At 63.5% G+C, this 24,262-nt stretch carries 29 protein-coding genes and 4 pseudogenes; 16 read left to right on the top strand and 17 right to left on the bottom strand.

From position 1 onward, the window contains the following. Positions 1 to 35 precede the first annotated feature (35 nt). Positions 36 to 965 (bottom strand): alpha/beta hydrolase, encoded by a 930-nt coding sequence (locus ACLQI9_RS30490; RefSeq protein ID WP_442376067.1) that lies wholly within the window; start codon positions 963 to 965, stop codon positions 36 to 38. Positions 966 to 995: 30 nt separating this feature from the next. After that, positions 996 to 1,853, bottom strand: coding sequence for an MBL fold metallo-hydrolase (locus ACLQI9_RS30485; RefSeq protein WP_442376066.1), 858 nt, complete (start codon positions 1,851 to 1,853; stop codon positions 996 to 998). Between the two features lie 370 nt (positions 1,854 to 2,223). Between ACLQI9_RS30485 and ACLQI9_RS30480 the strand changes: the two genes are divergently transcribed. Genes ACLQI9_RS30480 through ACLQI9_RS30460 form a run of 5 tightly spaced genes read left to right on the top strand, consistent with a single transcriptional unit; the run spans position 2,224 to position 5,965 of the window. Then, a complete protein-coding gene (locus tag ACLQI9_RS30480; RefSeq protein ID WP_442376065.1) occupies positions 2,224 to 2,943 on the top strand; it encodes an alpha/beta hydrolase in 720 nt (239 codons plus the stop codon). A gap of 4 nt (positions 2,944 to 2,947) precedes the next feature. Next, complete coding sequence (locus ACLQI9_RS30475) at positions 2,948 to 3,703, top strand: hypothetical protein (RefSeq protein WP_442392680.1); 756 nt, start codon at positions 2,948 to 2,950, stop codon at positions 3,701 to 3,703. Continuing rightward, positions 3,700 to 4,221, top strand: a complete 522-nt coding sequence (locus tag ACLQI9_RS30470) for a DUF302 domain-containing protein (RefSeq protein WP_442376063.1) — start codon at positions 3,700 to 3,702, stop codon at positions 4,219 to 4,221. Before ACLQI9_RS30475 ends, ACLQI9_RS30470 begins: the two co-directional genes overlap by 4 nt. 10 nt (positions 4,222 to 4,231) lie before the next feature. Next, positions 4,232 to 5,029, top strand: coding sequence for a maleylpyruvate isomerase N-terminal domain-containing protein (locus ACLQI9_RS30465; protein ID WP_442376062.1), 798 nt, complete (start codon positions 4,232 to 4,234; stop codon positions 5,027 to 5,029). A gap of 30 nt (positions 5,030 to 5,059) precedes the next feature. Then, positions 5,060 to 5,965 (top strand): NAD(P)H-binding protein, encoded by a 906-nt coding sequence (locus tag ACLQI9_RS30460; protein WP_442376061.1) that lies wholly within the window; start codon positions 5,060 to 5,062, stop codon positions 5,963 to 5,965. A gap of 28 nt (positions 5,966 to 5,993) precedes the next feature. On the opposite strand, the gene eccCa is transcribed toward ACLQI9_RS30460, so the two are convergent. The 6 genes and pseudogenes from eccCa to ACLQI9_RS30430 all read right to left on the bottom strand — a co-directional run. Further along, positions 5,994 to 10,079 (bottom strand): type VII secretion protein EccCa, encoded by a 4,086-nt coding sequence (eccCa, locus tag ACLQI9_RS30455; protein WP_442376060.1) that lies wholly within the window; start codon positions 10,077 to 10,079, stop codon positions 5,994 to 5,996. 2 nt (positions 10,080 to 10,081) lie between these two features. After that, entirely contained in the window at positions 10,082 to 11,575 is a 1,494-nt protein-coding gene (eccB, locus tag ACLQI9_RS30450; RefSeq protein ID WP_442376059.1) for a type VII secretion protein EccB, read from the bottom strand. Positions 11,576 to 11,577: 2 nt separating this feature from the next. After that, a complete protein-coding gene (locus ACLQI9_RS30445; protein ID WP_442376058.1) occupies positions 11,578 to 11,718 on the bottom strand; it encodes a hypothetical protein in 141 nt (46 codons plus the stop codon). Further along, a complete protein-coding gene (locus tag ACLQI9_RS30440) occupies positions 11,715 to 12,035 on the bottom strand; it encodes a DUF2710 family protein (protein WP_442376057.1) in 321 nt (106 codons plus the stop codon). Before ACLQI9_RS30440 ends, ACLQI9_RS30445 begins: the two co-directional genes overlap by 4 nt. A gap of 62 nt (positions 12,036 to 12,097) precedes the next feature. Then, the gene (locus ACLQI9_RS30435; protein WP_442376081.1) at positions 12,098 to 12,886 is read right to left on the bottom strand and encodes a DUF5631 domain-containing protein; all 789 of its coding nucleotides are present in this window, start codon (positions 12,884 to 12,886) and stop codon (positions 12,098 to 12,100) included. A gap of 404 nt (positions 12,887 to 13,290) precedes the next feature. Further along, positions 13,291 to 13,642: pseudogene (locus ACLQI9_RS30430) on the bottom strand (hypothetical protein); the annotation flags it as partial. A gap of 150 nt (positions 13,643 to 13,792) precedes the next feature. On the opposite strand from ACLQI9_RS30430, the gene ACLQI9_RS30425 reads away from it, so the two are divergent. After that, entirely contained in the window at positions 13,793 to 13,936 is a 144-nt protein-coding gene (locus ACLQI9_RS30425) for a hypothetical protein (protein ID WP_325675913.1), read from the top strand. Between the two features lie 10 nt (positions 13,937 to 13,946). Here ACLQI9_RS30425 and ACLQI9_RS30420 read toward each other — a convergent pair whose 3' ends face one another. The 6 genes from ACLQI9_RS30420 to ACLQI9_RS30395 all read right to left on the bottom strand — a co-directional run bounded on the left by ACLQI9_RS30420 (position 13,947) and on the right by ACLQI9_RS30395 (position 18,255). Further along, the gene (locus ACLQI9_RS30420) at positions 13,947 to 14,261 is read right to left on the bottom strand and encodes a DUF2694 family protein (RefSeq protein WP_442376056.1); all 315 of its coding nucleotides are present in this window, start codon (positions 14,259 to 14,261) and stop codon (positions 13,947 to 13,949) included. Beyond that, positions 14,258 to 14,575, bottom strand: a complete 318-nt coding sequence (locus tag ACLQI9_RS30415; RefSeq protein WP_442376055.1) for an ESX-1 secretion-associated protein — start codon at positions 14,573 to 14,575, stop codon at positions 14,258 to 14,260. Before ACLQI9_RS30415 ends, ACLQI9_RS30420 begins: the two co-directional genes overlap by 4 nt. Positions 14,576 to 14,617: 42 nt before the next feature. Further along, positions 14,618 to 16,099, bottom strand: a complete 1,482-nt coding sequence (locus ACLQI9_RS30410; protein ID WP_442376054.1) for a DUF4226 domain-containing protein — start codon at positions 16,097 to 16,099, stop codon at positions 14,618 to 14,620. 136 nt (positions 16,100 to 16,235) lie between these two features. Then, a complete protein-coding gene (locus tag ACLQI9_RS30405; protein WP_442376053.1) occupies positions 16,236 to 16,598 on the bottom strand; it encodes a DUF4226 domain-containing protein in 363 nt (120 codons plus the stop codon). Between the two features lie 44 nt (positions 16,599 to 16,642). Further along, the gene (locus ACLQI9_RS30400; protein WP_442376052.1) at positions 16,643 to 17,476 is read right to left on the bottom strand and encodes a C40 family peptidase; all 834 of its coding nucleotides are present in this window, start codon (positions 17,474 to 17,476) and stop codon (positions 16,643 to 16,645) included. Further along, the gene (locus ACLQI9_RS30395) at positions 17,473 to 18,255 is read right to left on the bottom strand and encodes a helix-turn-helix domain-containing protein (RefSeq protein ID WP_442376051.1); all 783 of its coding nucleotides are present in this window, start codon (positions 18,253 to 18,255) and stop codon (positions 17,473 to 17,475) included. The genes ACLQI9_RS30400 and ACLQI9_RS30395 overlap by 4 nt, the downstream gene beginning before the upstream one ends. Positions 18,256 to 18,397: 142 nt before the next feature. On the opposite strand from ACLQI9_RS30395, the gene ACLQI9_RS30390 reads away from it, so the two are divergent. The 5 genes and pseudogenes from ACLQI9_RS30390 to ACLQI9_RS30370 all read left to right on the top strand — a co-directional run bounded on the left by ACLQI9_RS30390 (position 18,398) and on the right by ACLQI9_RS30370 (position 20,643). Continuing rightward, positions 18,398 to 18,814, top strand: coding sequence for a WhiB family transcriptional regulator (locus ACLQI9_RS30390; protein WP_442376050.1), 417 nt, complete (start codon positions 18,398 to 18,400; stop codon positions 18,812 to 18,814). A gap of 221 nt (positions 18,815 to 19,035) precedes the next feature. Further along, positions 19,036 to 19,642 (top strand): annotated as a pseudogene (locus ACLQI9_RS30385) (acyl-CoA dehydrogenase family protein); the annotation flags it as partial. Next, positions 19,641 to 20,060: pseudogene (locus ACLQI9_RS30380) on the top strand (pirin-like C-terminal cupin domain-containing protein); the annotation flags it as partial. The pseudogenes ACLQI9_RS30385 and ACLQI9_RS30380, both read left to right, overlap by 2 nt. A gap of 9 nt (positions 20,061 to 20,069) precedes the next feature. Further along, the gene (locus ACLQI9_RS30375; protein ID WP_442376049.1) at positions 20,070 to 20,402 is read left to right on the top strand and encodes a GNAT family N-acetyltransferase; all 333 of its coding nucleotides are present in this window, start codon (positions 20,070 to 20,072) and stop codon (positions 20,400 to 20,402) included. A gap of 40 nt (positions 20,403 to 20,442) precedes the next feature. Then, the gene (locus tag ACLQI9_RS30370) at positions 20,443 to 20,643 is read left to right on the top strand and encodes a hypothetical protein (RefSeq protein WP_442376048.1); all 201 of its coding nucleotides are present in this window, start codon (positions 20,443 to 20,445) and stop codon (positions 20,641 to 20,643) included. Positions 20,644 to 20,654: 11 nt separating this feature from the next. Here ACLQI9_RS30370 and ACLQI9_RS30365 read toward each other — a convergent pair whose 3' ends face one another. Then, positions 20,655 to 20,924, bottom strand: a complete 270-nt coding sequence (locus tag ACLQI9_RS30365; RefSeq protein ID WP_442376047.1) for a DUF1345 domain-containing protein — start codon at positions 20,922 to 20,924, stop codon at positions 20,655 to 20,657. A gap of 32 nt (positions 20,925 to 20,956) precedes the next feature. Here ACLQI9_RS30365 and ACLQI9_RS30360 point away from each other — a divergent pair, with 32 nt between their 5' ends. Continuing rightward, on the top strand, positions 20,957 to 21,805 hold the full coding sequence (locus ACLQI9_RS30360; protein WP_442376046.1) for an alpha/beta fold hydrolase: 849 nt from the start codon (positions 20,957 to 20,959) through the stop codon (positions 21,803 to 21,805). A 438-nt stretch (positions 21,806 to 22,243) separates the two neighbouring features. Here the strand turns inward: ACLQI9_RS30360 and ACLQI9_RS30355 are convergent, their stop codons facing one another. After that, positions 22,244 to 22,642, bottom strand: coding sequence for a hypothetical protein (locus ACLQI9_RS30355; protein ID WP_442376045.1), 399 nt, complete (start codon positions 22,640 to 22,642; stop codon positions 22,244 to 22,246). 19 nt (positions 22,643 to 22,661) lie between these two features. On the opposite strand from ACLQI9_RS30355, the gene ACLQI9_RS30350 reads away from it, so the two are divergent. From ACLQI9_RS30350 to ACLQI9_RS30335, 4 genes are all read left to right on the top strand, one after another. Further along, positions 22,662 to 23,042 (top strand): DUF732 domain-containing protein, encoded by a 381-nt coding sequence (locus ACLQI9_RS30350; RefSeq protein ID WP_442392678.1) that lies wholly within the window; start codon positions 22,662 to 22,664, stop codon positions 23,040 to 23,042. 93 nt (positions 23,043 to 23,135) lie between these two features. Beyond that, positions 23,136 to 23,312, top strand: a complete 177-nt coding sequence (locus ACLQI9_RS30345) for a hypothetical protein (RefSeq protein WP_442376043.1) — start codon at positions 23,136 to 23,138, stop codon at positions 23,310 to 23,312. A gap of 13 nt (positions 23,313 to 23,325) precedes the next feature. Beyond that, entirely contained in the window at positions 23,326 to 23,676 is a 351-nt protein-coding gene (locus ACLQI9_RS30340; RefSeq protein ID WP_442376042.1) for a hypothetical protein, read from the top strand. A 4-nt stretch (positions 23,677 to 23,680) separates the two neighbouring features. Continuing rightward, positions 23,681 to 23,953: a hypothetical protein gene (locus ACLQI9_RS30335; RefSeq protein ID WP_442376041.1), complete on the top strand. Its 273-nt coding sequence runs from the start codon at positions 23,681 to 23,683 to the stop codon at positions 23,951 to 23,953. A 98-nt stretch (positions 23,954 to 24,051) separates the two neighbouring features. On the opposite strand, the pseudogene ACLQI9_RS30330 reads toward ACLQI9_RS30335, so the two are convergent. Then, a pseudogene (locus ACLQI9_RS30330) lies at positions 24,052 to 24,262 on the bottom strand (IS110 family transposase); the annotation flags it as partial.

The following is a 24,262-nucleotide window of genomic DNA, read 5'->3' as shown; positions in this document are numbered from 1 at the left end:
TGTGCTGTCCGTACTCGGTACTCGGTACGTGCTCTCTAGGTGCCGACTGTCGGCGCATCGAGTGCTTGCCGGTTTGACGACACCCCTAGGTGCTCGATGAACCAGTCGCGAGCAGGGTGAGCGGTCTGCTCAAAAAACGTTGCGTAGGCATCAAAGTGGCCGCCGTCGTAGGTGAGTAGCTTCTTCGGTTCCAGGGCGGTTTCGTACACCTCCCGCTGAACCTCGGTGAAAGTGGTTCGATCGTCTTCGGCCAGGATCATCAGCAGCGGCTTGGGCGCCACATAGGGAAGCCAGCCCGCGGGCTCGAACTCGATGAAATTCTCGAGTGAACGAATCGTCGTCTGGTTGTTCCAGATCCCCGATTCGATTGCTTCGCGGTACTCCTCGGGAAATTCCCGAGGGAATGCACACAGTTCTTCCGGGTCTTCGGAAAGCATCGGCACCATCATCGGGGGTTCGCCAGCCAAGCGAGCGCGCCGGTCGATTGCAGCTCGGCGCCGGATCTCCCGTAGCTGTTCGGCGGTAAACAGTTTGACCGCATTGCGGTGACCACTGACGTTCGGGATCTGGGCGACTACGCATCGGACTCGGGGGTCATTAGCGGCCGTGACGATCGCCAGTCCCCCTGAGAAACTCGATCCCCAAACGCCAAATCCTTGTTCGGAGTCGAATTCCGGTTGTGATTCGGCGAAGGTGATCGCGTCACGCAGATCGGTGATCTGTTTGAACACGTTCAGTTCCTGCCGGGGTTCGCCCTCGGAGGTGCCCCAGCCGCGATTATCGAAGTTGAGTACGGCAAATCCAGCTTCGGCAAACAAGGCAGCGTACGGGTCGATGAGCTGTTTGACTCCCCCGAAGCCGGGGCACATGACAATCCCGGGATGCGCACCCGCTCCGGGCGAGTGCAGGTAGGCACGGAGGATCGTGCCGTCTTCAGTCTGAATTTTCGCGCGCCGCATAGCCATTGCCCTTCCATCGCATGAGGCCCGGGCGCCTCACACCCGCTTTCTTGAGAACCAGGACTGCGCTGAGAAGTGCAGCGTCCAGCGGTTGCCGAAGTCAGGATATTTCGACTTCATCAACTGAACCAGTTCGTCGGCGCTGTCGAGCCGCTTGGCTCCATCAGCGAAGTCACTGATGTACGAACGTGTTTCATCCAGCATCCGAGTCGCCTCGTAGTCGGAGGACTCGGGTTTCCGGTGGCCGGCGACGATCATTCGGGCGGAGAGCTTCTCAATGGCATCCAGGCTCTGGAGCCAGCGATCCCAGCCGTTGGGACCGCTCAATCCGAGCATCGCGTGGATCTGGTTATAAACCACATCACCGGCGACAACTGCATCGAGGTCGGGGATGTGGACGACTGTGCTGGGCTGGATGTCACCCTGACCGACTTCGACGATCCGCAGCTCGTGTCCTTCGAGCTCGATTGTCGATCCGTCGAGGGCTTCTGGAACGGCGGTTGGCTCGGCAACCCGTTCGCCGAACATCGCCGCCCACTGCTGCGCTTCAATCTCCTCCGCCTGGTTGATGTACTCCACAACCGGGGCCGTCGCGACGACGCGCGCGTCGGGGAATGCGGCCAACAAGTCGCCGGCGCCGTACCAGTGATCGGCGTGGCCGTGGGTCACGTAGATAGTCCTCAGCCGTTTACCCGTACGTCCGATGAACTCTGCCAGCGCGGCCACGTCCGTGCGAATGTGCTGTGCATCGATTAGAACGGCCTCTGACGGCCCGGACACCAGCGTGGACGTTGTCGCCGCAAACGTTCCCCCGCCTTGTTCGAAGGGCAGAAACGGGCCGATGAACACGTCGGCCTGCAGATCGGTTTTGGCCGCCGATGGGGAAATTGTCATAACCTACCTCTCAGAGTGACAGCTGTGGTCGAAGCCGTTGACGCCGAGCCTGTTTGACGAATTTGACACAGCTCTGTACTTCATCCGGACCACCGTTCGAGGGGCCGTCGATGTCGTTGTTGCAGCCCTTAATATCTAAGGTGACATCCCGCGAGATGGCGATCCTTCACCTGTTCAGGTGAGGTCCGTTGTTGCCGCCGCAGTCCAGGACCGAAGAGGTGATTAACCCGACCGCTGAAGCTTCTCACTCGAAAACGTGACCCCGACGCACGCAGCCGCCTCACCCAAATGGATGACGGCGCGCCAGATGGAACCATGTCATGTTTGATGGCGAATCGCGAGGTCCGCTCACTATTCAGGGACAATGATCATGACTACATCAACCACGCCGACGATCGTTTTGGTGCATGGCGCGTTCGCCGACGCTTCCGGGTTCGCCGGCGTGATCCGCGAACTGCAAAGCGCTGGCCACGCCGTCATAGCGGCGCCCAACCCGTTGCGCGGCCTCGCCTACGACGCCGCAGCCATATCGACCAGGGTGGCTGCGATCGACGGTCCGGTGGTCCTCGTCGGGCATTCCTACGGCGGTGCTGTCATCAGCCAAGCCTCGGCTGAATTGGACAACGTCACTGGACTGGTCTACCTGGCCGCATTTGGGCTCGAGGAGGGTGAAAGCTGCTCTGGCGTGCAGCAACCTTTCTCGCCGCCGCTGCTGGCGACCACTTCCTATCCCACCGGCTACGACGCCCCGGGGGCACCACAGGGGCCCGACCTCTACATCACGAAGGAGCGCTTCCGTGAGACCTTCTGCGCGGACGCGCCCGTCGATGTCGCCGAGGTCATGTTCGCCACTCAGCGGCCGCTTTCGCTGGCCGCGCTCACCGAAAACGCCACCGCCGCCGGCTGGAAAGCCAAGCCGTCGTGGTATCTGGTCTCGGAGCGCGACAACGCCATCGCACCGGACGCCGAGCGGTTCATGGCCGAACGCATGGGCGCCACCACCGAGTCCATCGCGGGTTCTCACACCGCTTTCATCGCTCAACCGGTGACCGTCGCCGGTTTCATCGCCGGCGCCCTCCAGACCGCGTGACCGCATGAGTGGTGATCTGCTAGATCTGGCTATCGCCGCCACCGGAGGGCGCGATTTGTGGAATACTCTGCGCGCCCTCAAGATTGATATCTCGATCGGCGGCCCGATCTGGGCGATGAAGGGCTGGCCACCGGAGAAAACGTTCGACCAAATCGTCACGCTGGACACGGTTGACGAGCACATCGTGTTCACCCCGTTCACCCGCCCCGACCAGCGGATGGTGTTCGACGCCGCCAGCGACAGCGTCACCATGGAGACCCTGGACGGCCAACCGGTCGACTTACTCGAACCCGCACGTGCGGGATTCAAAGGCATGCTGCGCAATAGCGCCTGGGATGCCAGGCACTTGGGCTACTTCCTGGGTTACGCCTGCTGGAACTACTTCACCACGCCATTCCTGTTCAGCTATCCCGGAGTGGTGGCCCGCGAGATCGAACCCTGGCACGAGGCCGGCCAAACCTGGCGGCGCCTCCAAGTGCGGTTTCCGCCATCGGTCGCTAGCCACAACCCCGATCAGGTCTTCTACTTCGATTCCCAAGGCCTGCAACGGCGCATGGACTACATCGTCGAAATCAACGGCAGCACCCTGGTCGGGCACTACACCAGCCGCTACAAGAACTTCGACGGTTTGCAGGTCGCTACCCGCCGGCGAGTTTTCCGCCGTAACCCCGACAACACCGTCAACCTCAACCTGCCCTCGATCACCCTGGACATCCACGATGTCGAACTCATCCGCCGCGACGAAAGGGCACAGTCATGACTACGAGCACCATCGCGATCGACCACCCTTCCCGGCGCCTGGTGGTAGCGCTGCCTGCGCTCTACGACGAGGCCCGCGAGCAGTACGAGACTCTGGTTCCCGAAGTGGATTTCGCCCGTTTCTTTCAGATGGCCTCCTGGCAGGCCACCTTGGAGCTCGCCGAGATCAACGCCCCGCATGGGTTTATGCGTTACTACCGCGGCGACGTCACCGCCCTCATGGCCGGCTCGACTTCGCTGTGGAAGGCCACGCAGTACTTGATGGGCAACCACACGATCGCCGAACGCATGTTTCGCTACGACCCGTCGGTGATGCTGCATGCTCCGCTGCGCACCGTCCTTTACGCCGACCCCGATGGTGATACCAAACTCGCCGTCGACCAGCCCAGCCTGCTGTTCAATAGCTACGACAAGCCCGAAATCGCCGATGTCGGCTACGAACTCGACGGGCTGCTCGCTCAGCTCTTTGAGCTGCTTGGTGCCCAACCGCCAGCTCAACTAAGCGCCCGAGTGCCCTGAGGAGACGCACATGAGCCGCGCTGGAATCACCGGAATGCGCTGCGCCGCCGAGGACATCATCACGGTCGGCTCCGGGCTCAGCGAAAATGAATGGCAGGCACCCAGTGCCGCGGCTGGCTGGACTGTGCATGACGTCGTTATCCACGCCGGCGCCCTACTCGAAGTGCTGCAGGCAGCCGTGCGCGGTGACGCGATGCCAGACAGCACCATCGAAGCTCTTAACGACGTCATGGTCGCCGAACGGCGCAACTGGGATACCGCCCGCACATTGAACAACCTGCACAAGCAACTCGAACAGGCCCTCCAGGTGTTTTCCGGATTGCAGGAAGAACCCATGGCCTCCGTACTCACACCGATGTTCGACCTCGGCTCCCACCGCCTGCACGCCATCGCCGACATGTTCACCTTCGACATGACCACCCACTTGCGCTACGACATCCTCGGCCCACGTGGGCCAATCACTCGCCAGCTGCCGGCGCTGGACGAGGTCCGCCTCGCCCCCTCGGTATCCTGGCTGCTCGACGGAATCGCCACCATGCAACCTGACCTGGCGGCCCACCTCACCGCACCGGTAGTGCTGCGGCTCACCGGTCCCGCGACCCAAGAAGTCCTCATCAGCGCCGACGCCGACACCATCACCGTGGGACCCGTCGACTCTGCTGCAAACAACGCCGCAGCAACGCTGAGCTCGACGAGCGAGGACATTTTGGCCTGGTCTACGACCCGGCTACCGTGGCGTCAGTTGGTATCGATCGACGGCGACCCGAGAGTCGCCACGGCTTTTCTCGACGCACTCAACCTCGTTTGAGATGCGCAGCAACTGAGCCTTGGGAGCGAAATGGCCCCGACGTACCTGATCACTGGCGCGGGCGGCGGTATTGGCAGCGTCAGCCGGCGTGTCGTCGAGCAACTTCTCAGCCATGGTGAGGCCGTGCGAGCGATGGTGCACCGCGACGACTCACGCGCCGACGCGCTGCGCGCACTAGGAGCCGAGGTGTTCGTGGGAGACCTGACCAACCCGGTGGAGGTCGGTGCGGCGATGTTTGGCATCGACCGGATGTTTTTCAATATGAGCGTCTCGGCGGACTACCTGGAAGCGACTGCCGTCGTGTGCGCGGCCGCCGAGGACGGCGACGGCCTGGAACTGCTGGTCAACATGTCGCAGATGACGGTCTCGCAGATGACCGCAACCAGCACCGAGGAGTCCCGCCAACAACGGCTGCACTGGCTGGCCGAGCACGTCATCAACTGGTCGGGCATTCCCGCAGTGCACATTCGGCCCACGGTGTTCCTCGACAATCCACTGTTCACTGTGCTGGCAGCCCGTTCCATCCGCGACAACGGGGAGTTGGCGTTGCCGTTCGGAAGCGGCCGCAGTTCGCCCATCGCCACCAATGATGTGGCCGCCGTCGTGGCTACCGTGCTACGTGCACCCCAGGATCACCTTGGTGCGGTCTACGAATTGACCGGCCCGGCAGCGCTGGACATCGACGAGTTGGCCGAGCAGTACGCGAAAGCCCTTGGCCGGCCCATCACCGGGGCTCGCTTGCCTTACGACGAATGGCTCGAGCAGCTCACCCGCTCAGGCCTCGATCCGCACACTCAACAGCACATCGCCACCATGGCCAGGTTGCACCGCGACGACCGCTACAACCGGCTAACCCACGATGTCGAAGACCTCATTGGCCACCCGCCGCAATCGGTGCAGGACTACGTCCGAGAGCGAAGGGACCTGTTCACGTGAACCGACGTGCGACTGCGACGGCCACCGGCTATTGCGCCCACTCCGGCGTCCCTACCAGCACCCCTTCGATCTCCCCGTCGGTGGTGACCAGGAGACCGCGCCCGGGCGGCAGTTGCTGCGCAGCAACCCTGCCGTGCACCTTGACGTTGGCCGGGTCGTTGTCCATGAACAACGTCGGCGAACGGGACTCGGTCAATTTCTGCAGCAATGGGTTCATCACCACCTGTGAAGCCCAGTTGCCCGGCAAGCGCGCAGCGATGACGTGCAGGCCAATCTCGCGGCTGCGTTCGATCAGGCCCCACAGGGGTGCGGTCGCCGCTGGCTTTAGCACCTGATTGTGGGGTCGCAGCTCGTGTTCGTCGTCAAGCAGGACAAAATGGTGCGGGCCCTCCCATGATTTGAGGTTCAACAGCTCTTCCTGCGTTAAACCCGACGGTGGGAGGCGGTCCTGCAATTCTGCGGCCAACTCGCCGAGCACGGCGTCGATGTCGTCTGTCGTATAGGCGTAGGCACGCACATGCGGGCCTTGGATCTTCCCGATGAGCGTTGTCTTCGGATCGATGATGGTGATCTGCGCCTGCTCGGGACTGAACCGGCTGGTAATGGCCTGTCCGATGGCTGCCAGGGTGGTGGTCTTGCCACACGATTGGCGGCCCATCACAAGCATGTTGGGCAGTACGCGGGCCGGGAGGGCCACTGGCTGAAGCGCACGCTCGCCGATGGCGAACGGGATGTTCAACGGGTCGGCCGCCGGGGCGGTGTCGGCGAAACTGGCGATGACGTCGCTCAACGGCACCCGCTCGGGCAAGCGGGACAGCCGTTCTACCTTTGCGGTCCCGGTGACCTCGGCGAGCAGCGAACCGATGCCGCGTGTGCCCACCCGTTCACCCTTGGTCCCGGTGATTTCGGGCACCCCGATCAACACCTCGTATCCGTCTTTGCTCAGGCCGAAGCCCGGCCGGTCCAGCGTGTTTCGTGCGGCTCTGCGCTGTTCTATACCCGTGCCCATTTGCGATTCGTCCGGGTTGCTGAGCCGAAGCTGGATTCGCGCGTTCGACACCGTCAAAAGTCCTTGCTTTTGGCCGACAAACCAGCCGTTGGCGCTGCTCATGACGTGCACACCGTAGGACAGGCCCTGGCGGGCGATCGCGATCGCCCGATCCCCCATGCCGGGGTCCTTTTCATACAGGTCGCCGTAGTTGTCGATGACCAGGAAAACGTCGCCGAACTTGTCGTTCGGGTCCGTTCCCCCGCCACCGGCCGCCCCGAACCGTCGCTCACGGAATTCGGAGATATCGATCTGGTAGTGCTTGAACGCCGCCTCACGGGCACGGATCAAGCCCTCCAGCGTGGCGATGGTCCGCGACACCCCTTCGGAGTCGTTCAGGCTCACGACACTGACGACGTGCGGCAGATCCTCCACCGGATAAAGCGCCGCCCCGATGCAGAAGAAGGTCACGCGCTCCGGGCGATACATCAAAGCGGCTGAGGTCATCAACGTCATCAGAGTGGTGGATTTACCCCGCTGGGCAGTGGCGACCACCATGACGTTGTCCATCTCGGCGTGGACCGCATGAACCCGTTGTACGTGCTCGTCGGGAATGTCAACGATCCCGACCGGAAAGACCAAACCCGGGTTCTGCCCGTAGTCAACGTGCCAGGGCTTATCGCGCCAGTACGCCACCAATGCGTCGACCTGTTCACTGACTTCCAGTGGGGGAAGCCAGATTTGGTGGGGCAGCCGGGCCGGGTGGGAAACCAGCGATTCGCGGATGACGTCGAGGATCTTCTTCTTCTTGAAGCCGTCGCTATGGAAGAGGAACTCGTCAGGTTCCTCGGGTTCGTCGGCAACGGCCAAGGCCGCGGTGTCCTGGGCGCTCAGCGGCTGGTACTCCCAGGTGAGGGGGCGCGGCTGTGAGAAGCTCACGTCGATTGTCTTGTTGACATTCGCGACCTTCTTGGGCAGCACGAACGGCGCCGATAGGTAAAAGCATCGGAACGGCTCCAAGTCGCGCGGGCCGACCTTGAGCAGGGCGTACCCGTTCTCCTTCGACGGCAGGTGCAGCGCTGCGTCGCTCCCGATGACGTCGCGGGAGTCCTCGGCAGTCTCCGCCCGCAACGCCACCCGGAACGCGATGTTGCTCTTGGCCTTGCTCAGCGACGACAAGTCCAGGCGCTGGCCGCCCAGCGTAAAGAACACGTTGCAGCCGCGGCCTTCCTGACCGATGTGGATGACCAGCTGGATCCACTCTTGGTGGTGGTGGAACAGTTCTAGGTACTCGTCGATGATGACCAGCAGGATCGGAACGGGCTCCAGATCTCGGCCGGCCAGCCGCATCTCTTCGTACTCGTTGGCGTCACGTGCACCGGCTTCCTTGAAAAGTCGGTACCTTCTGGCAATTTCGCCGTTGATGGCTTTGCGCATTCGTTCGGCGAGGTGCCGGTCGTCCTTGCCCAGGTTGGACAGCGAGCCCGCAACGTGGGGCAACCCCTCGAGGTCCTGCGCGGCGGATTCGAACTTCATGTCGACGAAGATCACGATGAACGTTTCGGGCGAATGCGTCAGCGCGATCCCATTGCACAACGACAGAAAGAACTCTGACTTGCCTGAGCCGGAGGTTCCGATCACCACGGAGTGAAAACCGAAACCGCCGAAGTCTTTCGCTCGGAAAATGACGTACTGCAATTCGCCGCCGGCTTTCACCCCGACCGGCACCATCGCCCACTTCGGGTCGCCCCGGCCCCGGCTGTCGGCCCACAGTCGGTCGACGTCGAGCTGTCGCGGATCGTTGATCCCCAGCGCCCGCAGCAATTCACCTGCCTGGCTGTCGGTTTCGGACAAATCGCCGGCGCTCATCGGCGACCAGCGCGCCACTGCTCGTGCATACCGGTTGGCCGTGCTCTCGGCGAGCATGTCGGCTACCGCATAGAACGCGCCGCGGTGATAAAGCCGCCCTTGTCGCACGTCGAAACGTTGATCCTCGTCGGCAAAGCCCACGCCGACCCCGGGTCGGGTCGCCAAGCGCAGCACCGTAATGCCGGCCATGCCCTTCTGTCCGGTCACACCCTCCCACTGTTCGGGCGTTCCCACGCTGTCGTCGACGATCACCCAGTGCGGACCCAGCCTTGAACCCGACGACTCCATCGGCGAGGGCATCGACGTCGGGGTGGTCCCCACCGGCGGGGTCCATGGCCCGCGGCCCTTGCGGTGCAACTCGGCGTCCAGCGCGTCCTCCAGCTCGGTCGGCGAGGCGAACACCAGGCGGCGCAGACCACAGGCATCGAACATCTCGTCATGCTGGTTGTGCGGTAGCCACACCAGCCACGACCACAGCTCGGGATGGCGGGTTACAACCATGAGCTTGAGGTCATTCGGGCTGTGATAGACCGCCAGCGAACACAGGATCGAGCGGGCCAGGTTATGCAGTTCGTCGGGATTGCTGCCGATGAAGCTGAAGCCTGGCTTGGAGCGCAGGCTTAAGACCTTGCCGATCCCACGAATCTTGCTTTGCTCGAGAATGAAATCCCGGAGCGCGCCGCCGGTGACCGGTTCGAGCTCCTCTCCGATCGGGACCTCGGGCCATTGCAGTGACACCGCCGAGTCGCTGGCCTGCTGGATGCCGATGCCGAGGCGGACATCGAGAAAATCCTGGTCGTTAGCGCGGCGCTCCCACATCCGCGGCCCGCCGATAACCGTGTCCAATTTCTGCGGATCGCCATGGACAAACAGTTGGCTACGGCGCTGGTCCTGGGCGGCGTGTTGTACTTCGTCCCGGTCTTCATCGAGCTGGCGCAGGTAGATACGTCGCTGCTTTTCCTGCTCGCCCCAGGAGATCCGCCGTCCTCGCCCGAAGCGCCCGCTGAACATCAACGCGCCGAACCCGGCCAGCCCCATCATCGGGAAGAACCCTGACTGCAGTGACCGGACCCCCGAGGTGTACATCACCACCAAGGTGCCGATGATCCCGACCAGCAGCGCCGGAAGCGCGATCATCAGCAGGATGTTGCGAGGCTCGCGCTCCGGCAACGCCAGCGGGGCGGCGACCGCCACCCGCACCGGCGGAACCGCGGGCGCCGGCTTCCGTGCCGCACGTACGAAACCGCGTTTGGACATGCCTAACCTCCCACCTGTTGGTTAGCTTCCGGGATCGGGGCAACCGCGGCGCCGCCAGAGATAGTGTCGCGCGCCAACAGCGCGCTCTCACGGCTGATGGCCGGTCCGGCCGCAAACGTGCGTACGATCGGCCATGGCGCCTGCACGGCGCTGCCCGGATTCAGCCCAAGGGCCTGCAGGGTCTTCTCGTCCCATTGCACCCCGTATCGAACGCCCTGCGGTGAAAGCCAATACAGGCTTTCGCGGCTGTCCGAGGTGGCGACGCCGCTGGTTGTCGCGACGAAGTTTGCCGCTGCCGGCAGCACCAGTGCCTGGTCGGCCTCCACTGAATCGGGATTCCGGTCATCGCGTACCAGCCGAACCAGACGCGGATCCATGCCGATCGGCACCGGCAGCCCCCGCCCGTTGAAGACGCTGATCGTCGCCTGCGGGTCGGTGGACTGCTTCTGCCACGCGACGCAAGTCACCGGATTCGCCGCTGAATCAATGAAATTCAGCTTGCCTGAAGGGTAGTAGCCGACGTCGAGCACGTCGACGACGGGAATGTGAATCAGCTTGTCCGGTGACACCAGAGTCGGGGTGGCAGAGCCCTGGGCGAGTGCGGTGCGGAGCAGATCGGCGACGAAACTGGTGATCTTTTGCACGCCATCGGGCAGCAGCGCGTAAAAGCCGGTGACGACGCCGTTAGAGTCACGCGTCTCCAGCACACTGCCAACCGTCGAGCCCGGCAGCCACGTCGACGGTGTGCCCTGAGCCGGAATCGCTGGAACAACAAGGGGTTCGGTTGCCGGCAGGGCGTCGAAGAGGGCGTTGGAAATCGCGATCGGGTAAGTCACGCCCGGATCGAGACCCAGGTTGAAGGTGACCGATCGGTCGGTCGGGTCGATTTGCGACCGTTGCCCGCCCCATATCACATACGTTGCGTCTTTGTGGGTGACCAGCACGGCCTGCGACGGCGCCAACGGAGCCGCCCGGCCCGCCGTCGACAGCTCTCCGGCGATCGATGTCACCAACGGCGGCGCCCCGCTGCCGTGGGTGGGTGCGGTGTCGCACACCGACCACGCCGACACGGAACTCGTTGTGACGGTGAGACTGTCGGGCACACCGGGAATACCGATCATCGGACCAGTCGGGTACTTGGCGATCTCGGGTGCCTCGACCCAGGTCGGTGTGGCTGCGCTGCCAACGGCCAGCCGCGCAGACGTGAGGTTCAGCGCGGGGTACAGCCGCCCGTTGATCTTCGCATAGACCGCGCCGGTGTCGCGGTTTCCGATGATCGCGGACTGCCCCACCAGACCGGCGGGTTTCATGACGTGCAGGAGCGCCATCCAGCCGATGCCGATGAGAACGAACACAATTGAGAGCGCCACTGCCGCTTGCTGTTTGCGGTCGTCGTGCTTCATCCGCACCGAGAACCGGGTGATCGCAGCCTTCAACCTACGGTTGTAGAAGAGGTGTCCGGAGTTCTGATCTCGGTTCGAGAGATTGAGTGGCACGGTCAGTATCCTTTCGGCGGCCGATGTGCATCCGCCAGGTGCACCAATGCGGCGAGGTTCTCACCGTTTCGGCCGACGCCGTAGCGGTTATGCCCGCGATCCAGCAGCTCGAATGCCTTCAGCGACAACCGATCCCACGTCACTGGAGGGATCCGCCGTACCGTGCTTCGTTTTCGGCTTGGGCCTCTTCCCGCAACGCGGCGATCGCGAGATTCAACCTGTCGGCCAGCTCGCCGTGGGTGTAACCGGACATGACGGTCGGATGCAATATCAATTCGACCAGCCGACCGTCTGAATTGACAACTGCCTGAATATCGCCGAGATCGACACTGTACGTAATCGCCTCGGCCTGCCCGACCAGCGCTTCCCACCTATCGGCCGCCTCGCTCAATTCACGCAGAACCGATTCGACGAGATCCTTGTCGCTGAGCTGCGCGCGACTACCCGACCCCGGCATCATGACAGTATCTCGAGCCCTCCGACCAGCGTCAATTCATTCTCTGCACGCTTGAACGCTGAGGCCTACGGGCCGGCTTTCCATCCGCCGGCCCACGGCACACTGAGCATTTGGAACCAGGCGAAGTGATAATTCGCGTTCACAAGGTTCCCGGTGGCAATGCCCTCAGTGGCGGCCAGCAGCAAGCAATTAAGCAGCAACCCGGCATCGATATCCGGATACTGAGCAAATAGCTGGTAGCGCGAAGTATCGAGGTATACCCGCAATATGTCGATTTCCGCATCGAGGACACCAGTCCCCGCAGCACCCGCCTTGGCCAACGTGTGAACCATCCTGGGCAGACCATCGCGCCAGTGCGTGGCCTCGCCCAGCAGCCAGCCCACGTCGTCGACCGCAGCGAGCTCACGCGGTTGCGACGAGGTGTCGGTGACGTCGTAGTCGGTTGCCCAGCCCAACGGATCGCTGGGGGCGTAGGCCGCCGACATCGTTGTCTGGCCGAGTAACGCCGCCGCGTTGCCCGTGCGTCGGTCCGGGCCCAGCAGCCGGACCTCGGCGGGCAGCGTAATTCCCGGCGGTATCCAGCCGTGCGCAAGGTCCGTCACCAATAACGTGGTCCCGTCCTCACGCTTGCCGACGGCCCAGCGCAACCCGGGTTCCTGCCGTGCCACGAATTTGAGCAGCCGTTCCAGCCGTTCGCGCTCAGACTCCGATTCGGCCAGCAGCTCGGGCTGCCGCGTGGTCGCAGCGTCATCGAGCGCAGGAGCCGACGACACCGGAGGAGTCGGAGGCACCTCAGGCTCCGCATGCCGGGCCGCGGGGGGTTGCCTCGGCGAATCATCGACCGGAGGTTCCATGCGGCGACGGGTCAGGGGTTGCCTCGGCGCGTGATCGACCGGAGTCTGCGCGATCGGTGCGATCTCCTGCAGCACCGCCGCAATCTCCTCGAGCACATCGGTGTCGTCCGACACTGCGGGAGGCAGTGGCGCCAAGAGATCCGGTTCGGCGGATTCCAAGTCGCCAGCCGCCGCCGGTTGCTCGGCCGCGGCGAGCGGTTCGGTCCATCTTTCGTACCGGTCTTCGTGCCCGTCGACTACCGCCGCCTGGTGATGGATTTGCTCCGGAATTTCCGGCTCCGGCGGTGTGGGCCCGTCAGCGGGCCCATTCGTGTCCGTTGGCGCAGGAGCGACGACTCTGAATCGCCGTGTCTTTTCGGTGTCATCGGCGCCATTTACCGGACCATGTTCCGCCGGCAATTTCGGCGTCACGTTACGGAGATGACGAACTGTCGACTCGACTCGCCGAACGGCGAAGGCGCGAGCACCTTTGATCACTCGAGCCTCTTCCGCCAGCCGCACCGGATCAGCCAATCCCGCTCGCCTGATGCCTGAGAGTTCTTCGTTTGCCGAATTGACAATCTTCTGCAAGTCGGCCTTCAGATATTTGACGAGTGGAGCCGTCTCAGCGGTAACTGTCGACAGCTCGGCAGGCCACAACCCGCCCGTCACCCATGGGGTGCAGTCGACCGGAGAGCTGAATGCCGGAATCTTCAGCGATTCTCGGGTAGCTCTCCGGAGGCGCTGACGCGCCGTATTCCGACCGAAGATTGCCACCGGCCAAGCCTACCGTCATCTTCGGATCGGCGACTTCTCTGTTTGGCCGGCTCCACAAAGGCCAGCGCGCTGCCGGTAAAGTACCAGCCCACATCTTTAGGGCGCTGTAAGTGAATTGTGGGAATATCCGAGTCTGGGTAGCGTAAGCGTGTGGCTGATTCCGGGTTGCAACAGCAGCTGAACGAGGTACGCGCACTGCTTGGCCGGGCGCGAGAGTTGTTCGGCGCCAATCCGGTCGAGCCGCCCACCGATATCGCTCCGGATCGAGACGCTGTTAAGACCTGGATCCGCTAGGCCACGCTCGTCACGGCTCCCGGTCGTCTGGGCGCTGAAGCTCATGCGCCACCAACCTGTCGATCGCCATGTCGAGATCGTGGGCGGTCGCAACTTCAGCGGACGGGGTGTAGCCGGCCGCCACGATCTCGCCGCGGACTTCCATCACCGCCTTCAGATACGAGACGTCGGCGGTCAGCAAGATAGCCTCCGCCAAGCTTTCCGCATTAGTGCTCATCGCCGCCTCGCTCAACGTGACGCTGTGCATGTACCCGCCACGGCAAGAGCGGACCAGGATCTGCCCGCTCGGGTGTACGGTGTCGAACGCGGGATCGGCCTCAGTCATTGACTGTCGTCAGGGATACGTTCGAATCTCCGGACGGCCTCTGCTTCGTGCTCTTCCCACATGTTCGCCGATTTAGTCAGGTTCTCGGCTATTTTCGCGTGGCTGTCGGACTGTTGCTCGTAGCACATGCGTCGTTGCTCGAGAAGTTCGCGGCCGGCTTCGCGCAGCTCGCCGAAGATCGGCCCCAGCGAGTCCAGGCTCTGTTGAATTGCCTGGTGCGAGGACGGGAGAGTTCGCAAATACTCGGACGTCTCTTGATGGTGGCCGGCAGCTTCACGCAAGTTGGCGGGCACCACGTGGATTCGGTCTGCCATCCGCTGTCTCCTCTTGATGTGCCGGCGGGCGCCGGATTTCTACTACGCTCTCTCGAGTCTCTCGGCCGTGGCCGGCCTGGTGGGCGCCGGTGGGGCGGTCCTGTCCGGTGCGGCTGTTGCGATCGGTCCAGGAGGATGCTCCCAGCCTAGGAAGCTGGGCCCGTTCACGGTGGAAATGTGCTGGATCTGACCGTTGAGCAGGGCCTTGCTTTGACCGAGGGCAAGAGCGTGGCGATCGGTGAACATGCCGATATCCCCGGTTGTGAGCCGCGACGGGTCGACTGGGTCGCTGACCGCAGTCCCCGGAGGCGGAATGGCAATCCCTTCCTGGCGGAACGCATCTGCGATTGGCATCCCGCCCGCCGCCGCCTTGATGGCTGCGGCGAGCTGAGGATTGGCAGCGGTGACCGTTTCCCCGGTGGGCAGGGTGACGGTCGTCGGGCCGGCGGGCGGCTGGGCCGCCGCGGATTCGGCGTCGTGATGCTCCGCCTGCTCGTCGCCGTCCTTCGCGGAGGGTGCCTGGTCCTCCGGGTCGTCGGGGTCCAGCAGCGCGTTGTCGAGGTCCTTGGGCGAACCCTTGTCCGCGGCGCCTTGCAGCGGCCCGGGCAGCGGAAAGCCGCTCGGCATAGCCAAACTGGGCATCGCTCCCCCGCCCGGGATGCCTCCCCCTCCAAACGCCGGAATACTCGGCATCGTCGGGGTCATCGGCGGCGGTGACGACGGGATCTGTGCCGGCATGTCCTCAGTTAGGAAGCCGGAATCGTCGGCAGGCAGCGAATCAAAGTAGGGCTCCAAGCCGGTATCGGGTGCCGCTGGCCCGCTTTGGCCCGTGCTATCCGCTGCGGAACCAGTGGGCCAACCGGTTGACTGGCGGGATTTGTCCGCACCACCCATCTCGGGCTTGGACGAGTTGTACAGAGACGCCCACGCGGCCATCAGTGCTGAGTTCGACGTGTCGTCAAGGCTTGCACTGGCCACCACGGCGCGGATATCCCTGAGCTTGCCGATCAGGAAGCGCTGAAAGTCACGCGCCCCTGCCGGAGTGTCCAGATCGGATCGCGTTGTGACCGCCGCCTCGATATCGTGCTGCAGTCTGTCCAACGCCTCCCGACCCTCGGCGTTCCTTTGGTGCGCATTGAGAACTGCCGTAACCACTTGCAGGTCGATCTGAGCAGTCGCCGAATTCTGATGTGCCAGAGCGGCTTCTGCGTCTCTGATGGTGTCGGCTGCCGCGCCCTCCTGACGATCGGAGGCGGGATTGTCAGGTTGCGGACCCGCTGGCCGACGGCCGGCAGGTCCCGTCCGCGGCGGGACCATCATCTCCCCCGTCCTCGAGTCGAACAGATCCGGATGCTGTTGGCGGATCGTGGCAATAATTCCGTCGAGCCTTTGCGGGCTTGCTGTAAATATCGTCACCAAATCCGTTATGTCTTGCGGTGTCAGACCGGCCAGCCAGGCTGCCGGGTCGCCCGTGCATTCCTTGATGTGCTCGACCGCGGCGAGCACATCGTCAGGCGTCGCCATTGCTCAGGAGAGCGACGTTGCATGCGAGAGCGGATCGGTCTGCGGCCCCAACATGCTGGCGACAGTAGCCAGGGGCTTCGTTCTCGACAATTCACAAGTACACAGCGGTGTCCGGCAACGCGACGGCAGCGAAGCGCTAGCCGGCGGAGGCGTTGTAGTGCGCCGTCAACTTCCCCAACAAGGCCTTTCTCGCGGCGTCGAGCTCGTGGGCATCGGACACCACCGCCAGGATTTCTCGTTGCTTGGTGATCAGGAACTTCTGGAACTCCCGCGCCCCCATCGCGGTATCGAGCCCAATGGCGGCCTGGTTCGCCACTGCGAGGTCGATGTCGGCCGCGATCGCGTCGAGCCGCCTGATCCCGTCGACCGTTGCGGCATGCGCGCTGGCAAGCGCTTCCGTGAGAGCAAGGTCGGCCTCCGCGGCCGCCGCATGTTGTCTCGATAGCGCGGCTTGCGCGTCCCCGATAGCGCCGATCGACTGTCCGGCCTGGTCCGCCATGGCTTGACCGTACTCACGGGCTGAGCGCTCAACAACCATCACCATCACCCCACTGGGCGCCGGATCTGCGCGCCGGTGCCTAGCGGGCTGATCCGGACCGTAGCGCCGGCATGGGGTGCTTCGACGACCAGATTGTTGCCGATCGCCATCTGCACGTGTCCGGTGCTGGGGAACACCAGGTCGCCCGGGCGGACCTGTGAGCGCGGGACCGGGATTCCGTCATATATCTGCTGATAAGTGGTGCGGTCCAAGTGGATTCCTGCCCGCGCGTAGGACCACTGGGTCAGCCCCGAACAATCGAACTGGTCGGGCCCGGTTGCGCCCCAAACATACGGCCTGCCCAGCCGTGACAACGCTGCCCGCACCGCGATACCGGCACGAGTGTTGGCCGGCGGCAACCGCAGCCCGGCCCGGTGACTGCCGCGTGGCATGACTCGGTAGTGCAAGGCGCGCAACGCCGCCTCATGCCGACGGGCGTGCTGACGGGCGTCCAATACATGCGCTCGTTGAGCCCGCAGCCGCGCCACCCGACGACGCATCGCCTCGCGCTGCGCCATCGGCGTGTCCGGTATTGCGGTGTCGGCGCGGGCCTCGTCGAGGACATTCTGGGTCAGGGTGCGGGCGTTGGCGTGATCCCGGTACGCGCGCGAAGCGGTCGCGGCGACCGCGGCATCAATTGTGGCGGCCGATCGCAAAGCTTTCCGGCTACGGTCAACTGCTGACCGGTAAAGCTCTTGTCCCCCACCGGTATTCAGTCCCACAGCTCGCTCCAACATCTTGTCGTACTGCGCCGCCTCGACGTCCACCGGTACTGGACGAGCAGGGCCGGCAAACAGTTGGTGCGCATGGCTTAACGCCGCCAGTTCGTTCCCGCTCACCATGCTTCTCCTTCGCTGGTGTCGTCGTCACTCCCATTGCCGTCGGCCAGATCAGCGAAGGCGCGCACGCGTGGTAGCGCTCCCGGCGGGATGACGCCCCGATTCCGGATGTCCCACATTTCCGCGGCACTGACTCCGAGCAGCGCCGCGATGACCGGCTCCGGCAGCGATGACTGGGCGCACGCCCGGTCGAACCGCGCACTAAGACTCATCGGCATGCGCTCCAGGAGCGCACCGCGCGTTGTCTCCAAGGCCTGCAGATGCCGCATCAACCGTCCTGCCGAAGCTGTGTCGGCGTTGACCGCGACCCGCCAGGAGTTGGCGGCCAGCATCTCAGCCTTCACGCACTGTCCGATCACAGAGAGAATATACGTCTCATATTCGTTTGATGTCGCCTCGGGCAGTCGTTCGATCACCGAGTTCAGGGCATCGAGCTGAGCTTCGGCGTATCCCTCGAGTACTTGGGTGTCGGTGTGCCGGTCCACGACAATCGGCCCGGTGGGTCGCACAGGCCTGTGTTCTGCCGGCGCGACGGCCGTCAGCCGCTCCAGCTCGGCGGCCGGATCAGCGGCGACCACGAGTCGCGAGTAGGTACCCGGCGGCAGGCCGAGCCCGTTCTCTACCTTCTGAACGGTGCTTTTATGCGGCTTACGGGCACCTCGCTCGAGGTAGCTCAGGCCCATGATGCTCACGCCGGTTGCCGAGGCGAAGTCGGCCAGCGACCAGTCGCGCGACTCACGCAGTTCCCGGATGGCCGCCCCTGCGGATTCGCGGCTCACCGCGGCGCTCCGGGCATATTCGAATACTACACAGGCGTACCCCTTGTCCTCGGTATATACGTTTTCATCACGTTTCTCTTGTCAAGGCCCATCATCTATGTATATGCTTCTGAATACGTTTAGGGCTGAAGGAGACATACTGATGGGGCATCCATGTTCGGTCAACCCGGAATTGTGGTTCGGCTACGCCGACGACGACGGCGGTGACGGTGCCGCCAAGGCACGCGCTTATGAACAGTCGGCCACCGAGGCGCGGCTGCTGTGCCTGCGGCGGTGCCCACTGGCACAACAGCGATTGTGCGCGCGATACGCAGCCGAGAACCGGGAAGAATACGGCGTGTGGGCAGGCGTCAAACTGCCCGGCGGCCAGTACCGCAAGCGTGAACAGCTGGCTGCGGCACACGCCACCCTGCGCCAGATCGCGGCCGGTGAGATCAACTCACGACAGCTGCCCGACAACGCCGCGCTGCTGGCGCGACGCGAGGGCGACACCGTTGCGGTGACCGCCACGGTGTTTCATCTGCCGATCCGCCACGTCGGGCCACAGACGGCGGCCTGACTCGTTGCAACGGTTGGGTTGAACCGGCTGACAGGGGGTAATACCAGGGCAACCGACACAGGGGCTCGATGGCCCGCGGCGACGACGATGATGATGCCGGCATGATTCGGGGGGTCCCCCCGCTTGCGGGGGAGAGTGACGCACATGACCCGCGGCGACGACGATGATGATGCCGGCATGATTCGGGGGGGTCCCCCCGCTTGCGGGGGAGAGTGACGCACATGACCTTTGACCTGACGCCGACGGCGGCCCAACAGGACCTGGCGCGGCGCACCCACGAGTTCGCCGAGTCGGTCGTTCGTCCTGTCGCCCTTGACTATGACCAGCGCCAGGAGTTCCCCTGGCCGGTGCTGGAGGAAGCCGCGCAACGCGGCTTCTACAGCCCGCTGTTCTACCGCGACCTTATCGGCGATCCGACCGGTCTTTCGTTGCCGATGTTCATGGAGGAGCTGTTCTGGGGTTGCGCTGGAATCGGTTTGGCGATCGTCATGCCGGCGCTGGCGCTTTCGGCCATCGGGCAAGCTGCCTCTCCGGAGCAGATGCTGGAGTGGGCGCCGGAGTGTTCTGGAGTGGGCGCCGGAGTGTTTCGGAACCCCGGGCGACCTCAAGCTCGCGGCGCTGGCGATCTCGGAGCCGGAGGGTGGCAGCGACGTACGGAATCTGCGGACCCTCGCGCGGCGCGACGGCGGCGACTGGGTGATCGACGGTCACAAGATGTGGATCGGCAACGGAGGTATCGCCGACGTGCATGTGGTCAACGCGGTCGTCGACGAAGATCTCGGTCACCGCGGCCAGGCGTTCTTCATCGTCCCGGGCGGCACACCCGGCCCAGCTCGATTTGGAAGCCGGCGCCCGGGTGACGCTGGATCTCGACCCGGCTTTCGAACACGGCGTGCTGTGCGACCAGGGCGCCGTCGCCATGGACGGCGCCGCGCTGGCCGTCGGCGACCTCGGCTATCACGGCCCGGGCAGCTCCGCACTGGTGCTACAGAACGACGGCGATCAGCCCGGTCGCGTTTTGCTGCTGGGCGGCACACCGTTCACCGAGCAGCTGGTGATGTGGTGGAACTTCGTCGGACGAAGCCACGACGAGATCGCCGAGTACCGACGGCAGTGGGAAGAGGCCGACGAACGCTTCGGCGCCGTGTACGGCTACCAGGGGACTTCGGCAAGGCTGCCCGCACCCGCACTGCCCACCACCCGGCTGCGGCCACGCCCCTCCGCCGCCGATAGACCGGATAGCTAAGGAACGCAGATGACCACAGACAAGACCGGCGCCCAGACCACCGTTAGCGCCGCAAACGGGAAGTACACCATCGCCGTCGACGGCGAGACCGTCGGGCTCGCCGCCGTCGCTGACCACCACAACCAGCGGGTTTTCTACCACACCGAGGTCGATGAACGGTTCGGCGGACGCGGCTTGGCGAACATCCTGGTGGGGGAAGCTCTCGAGGCGACCCGTGCGGACGGCAAACGCGTCGTCGCCCTCTGCCCGATGGTTGCCGCGTTCGTCAAAAAGCACCCGGAGTTCAGCGACATCACTGACCCGGTCACTCCGGAGATCCTGCGGTGGGCGGATACCCTCTAGGCGCAATACCCGTCGCCGCCTTATCGGCATAATCAGTTGCGTGCCACAAACACACACGGCGAAAGCGCTCGCCAACCCAGATCAGCCGCACCGCGCCCTTTTGCACGAGTTGGAGCGCTACATCGAGGCCCACAATCCCGACGTGACCGACGTCAACGTGGTCAGCGCGACGGACACTGGTCAAGCCGACAAGAGCCATAAGCCGGTCCGACACTGGTACCACGTCACGTACGAAGCCTGAGAGGCCGCCACCTAGAGACCGCTGCGGGTGCCGATCACCTGGACGGTGACCGCCAGAATCACCGTGCCGAACAGGTACGAGACCATCGCTTGCTGCAACACCGAGAGCCTAATTGCGCGATTCTTCAAGGTCATGTTAGTCACTCCGTAGGTCACGGCGATGGTGAACGCCAGATAGGCGAAGTCGGCAAGGGCGGGCTTGTCGTCTTGATTGAAGTCAATCCCGCCCACCGGTTCGGTGTAGTACTGCACCGCGTAGCGCCGGTGTGTCAAACCCGCCACCACAAGCTTCCGTAGTGCGAGATGCTTGACCGATGGAGCATTACCGCCGCGATAACCTGGTCTTCGATGTCCGTGATGCCGGACCGCCTGACGGATCTGTTGTGGTGTTGCTGCACGGCTTCCCGCAACGCAACGACAGCTGGAACGCGGTCATCGACCGGCTCGCCGCCGAGGGCTATCGGTGCCTGGCGCCCAATCAGCGGGGGTATTCACCCGGCGCCCGGCCATTCCGCCGCCGCGACTACCGCATGTCGGAACTCGTCGCCGACGTCGGCGCACTGATCGACGCCAGCGGTGCGCGGCAGGTGCACCTTGTCGGGCACGACTGGGGCGCTGCAGTCGCGTGGGCCGCCGCGGCCGAAATGTCCGACCGGCTGGCAACCGTGTCGCCGATATCAGTGCCGCATCCCGGCGCGTTCATGAAATCGCTCGCGACCAGTCGTCAGGGTCTGGCGTCCTGGTACATGTACGTCTTCCAGTTACCACGGATACCGGAATGGCTGTTGACGAGCCGCAACGGCGCTTTCGCCTCCGAATTCCTGCGGCGGAGCGGGCAGACTCCAGCCGCTGTCGAGCGCGACGTACAGGCGATGAGTGAGCCTGGCGCCATGACGGCGGCCCTCAACTGGTACCGCGCGATCCCATTGTCCGACCTGCGTAGCAACAACCAAAAGATCTCTGTGCCAACGCTGTACGTGTGGAGCGACCGTGACGTCGCGTTGCTTCCCAAAGCAGCCCATGACACCGCTCGATACGTCAGCGGAGAATACCGGTTCGAGATCCTGCCCGATGTTTCGCACTGGATACCAGAGGAACAACCCGACAAGCTAGCTGATCTCCTGCTCGACTGGTTCGCCGCTCACCAAGTCCTCCGGGAATGAATCGCCGATTCACCGTAACGCCATCGCGTAGACGCTGCCACTCGAGGGAACGGATGCCGATTGGCCCCACCGCACTTTTGGTGGGCGAAGGGGGACTTGAACCCCCACGTCTACCAGGTAAAACACCGGTTTACCTGCGGTTTCGCTCCGTCTCCTTCCAGTTCAGTCCCGCTCGTTACCTGCGGTTTTGTTTTCGGGTCTTGACGGCGTCAAGAGCAGTGGCCTGCGGCACCGACCTGATGAACCCCTTCTGACACCAATCGCCGCTGGAAGCGGTAGGCCATCATGCCGCCTGGCCTGGAACCTCACGGTCGGAACGCTCCCGCCAGCTCGTATCTCGCTACCGGTATCCCGGATCCGCTGCTGAGCCCATTGGTCGGCCACGCGAATGCCACGACGAGGCCGCCGGGGCGAGGCGGTCCGTGCGCGTCGCGTCGGTTAGGCGGGACGCTCGTTTTCGTAAAACCACAGCCGTGGCCAACAAGCGTCTGCTGGATTTTGTTCTTCAGGCGGGGTCTCCGTCCATGCATCCCGCAACAGGGCGGGTGTCATGAACCGACTGAGCACTTCGAGTTTGTCATCCAAGGGAAGGGACCGTGGCATCACGATCGATATTTCGTCGCCCGTCTTATTGGCCAAGACGCAGAGTATGAGGCGGGAAACCAGTCCAAGACAGGAACGAATCCTCCCCGCATCCGGCCATTCACTGAACGGCGGCACTGGCAGCCGAACTATGCCCACAAAGTCCTCGTCCGCCTCGACAAACAGTTGCTGGTCGGAAAATTCTGGTTCGAGTTCCTCAAATGCGACGAGGAACTCCCACAGGTCCTCGGGCATACCATCGCCGACGTGCAAGATGTTGGCCTTGGTGTACAGAATTTTCGACTTAAACCAGGTACTCCCGAGTGCCCCGACGACAACGGCACAACCGGCCCCCGACCCCAGCCCTCCCTCCACCCCCAGCGCGGCTGATGATGTTGCGAACTATCTGCAAAGTCTGCACGACGAAGGTATTACAGGCATCAATGGAGACGACAGCCTCGTCGCCGAGGGCCATAATGTCTGCACCGACCTGGAGAAGGGATATACCCATCTCCAAGAGGTCAATGCCCTACTGGGGGCGAACCCTGAAATGGACCGCGAGGGAGCCATGAAGGTCGTGACATACGCCAACATATTCCTGTGCGTGAATGTCGACATCTATGACACCACTATTCCACCGCTGGCGCAGCAATAATGACAAGGTGTGGCCCAGGTTTGGGCGGGCGGTTCGAGTCCGCAACGCAAGTCATGGTCCCCGAGCCTGGCAGGAGATAGTCCAGTTCTAGTAGTGGCCATCATCTTCGCCCCGTCGGCACACGCGCAGCAGATCGGTCAAGGCGACCAGTGTTACAACTGGCATGCCACAACGCAAGACAGCAACGGCAACACGCTGACCTGCACCCACCCCGCTGACAGCGGACACATGATGTATTGGGAGTACGGCGGCCCGCAAGACACGGGATAGAAGGGGACCAGAGGTGAAGAATGTCATCATCGGAGGAGTGGTCGCCCTTGCGGCGGCCATTACCTTTACTCCACTGGCACACGCTGACGGTAACGCGGCCAATCTCGACCAGCTCGTCGGGCAGGCCTACACCCAGTTCCAACATGGCTGCACGCCGAGCATGTCGCCGCAGTTCCAGCGCATCCAGTGGGACAGCCCCCCTGGTGGCCAAGGTGGGTCGGGGCGCATCATCGACGCCACCCCCGGCCTAGGTGGTCCGTTCAAGGTGTACTGGAACCTTGGCAACGGCCCGTTCCCTGGTGCGCAAAAGATCGTACCGGCGCAACCCGAGGGCTACTGGGACATCGTCTTCGAGTTCTGCTGAGAACGTGAAGAAGGCAATGAAGAAACTGCGTGCTTTTGGGCCCATTGTGCAGACCGACGAGGCGGCTTTCGTGCACCTGCAGGGCTGGGCAATCGTGCCCAGCGAAGACGGCACGCGCTTCACAAATGACGGCACCGGCCACGGCATGTTCGTATGGCAATGGTCGCGTCAGTCGCTCGCCAGCCTCGCTACCGCACTGCAGATGACGAACAAGCCGGACGACGACTTGTCAACTGCCGCTATCGATGTCGAGCGTGATTCCGAGTTGAAGTTTTGAGACCTCTCTTACGAAAATGAGGTGACCACAACGCGGTGAGGACAGTCCGAGGTGACCCGCCGGTCGTTCCGGTGGCATTGGGTGGCTGGGGGTGTTCGTTATGCGGTGTGGGTGATTGGTTCGAGGGTGACGCGGTAGCCGAGTGATTCAAGTTGCCTGACCGCTCGGGCCTTCGTCTTGGCGGGGACGCGCCGGGTGTAGTAGTCGGGACCGGGGTCGCGGTAGAACTCGCCGTTGGTGAGCATGTTCCAGGCGGCGACGAGCATCGCATGCTCCACGGCCACAAGGGCTTTCATCGGGCCTCGGTGG

The organism is Mycobacterium sp. (assembly GCF_052143115.1).
Taxonomy (GTDB): domain Bacteria; phylum Actinomycetota; class Actinomycetes; order Mycobacteriales; family Mycobacteriaceae; genus Mycobacterium.
Note: the sequence above shows the minus strand (reverse complement) of the source record. Positions and strands in the feature narration are given on the sequence as shown.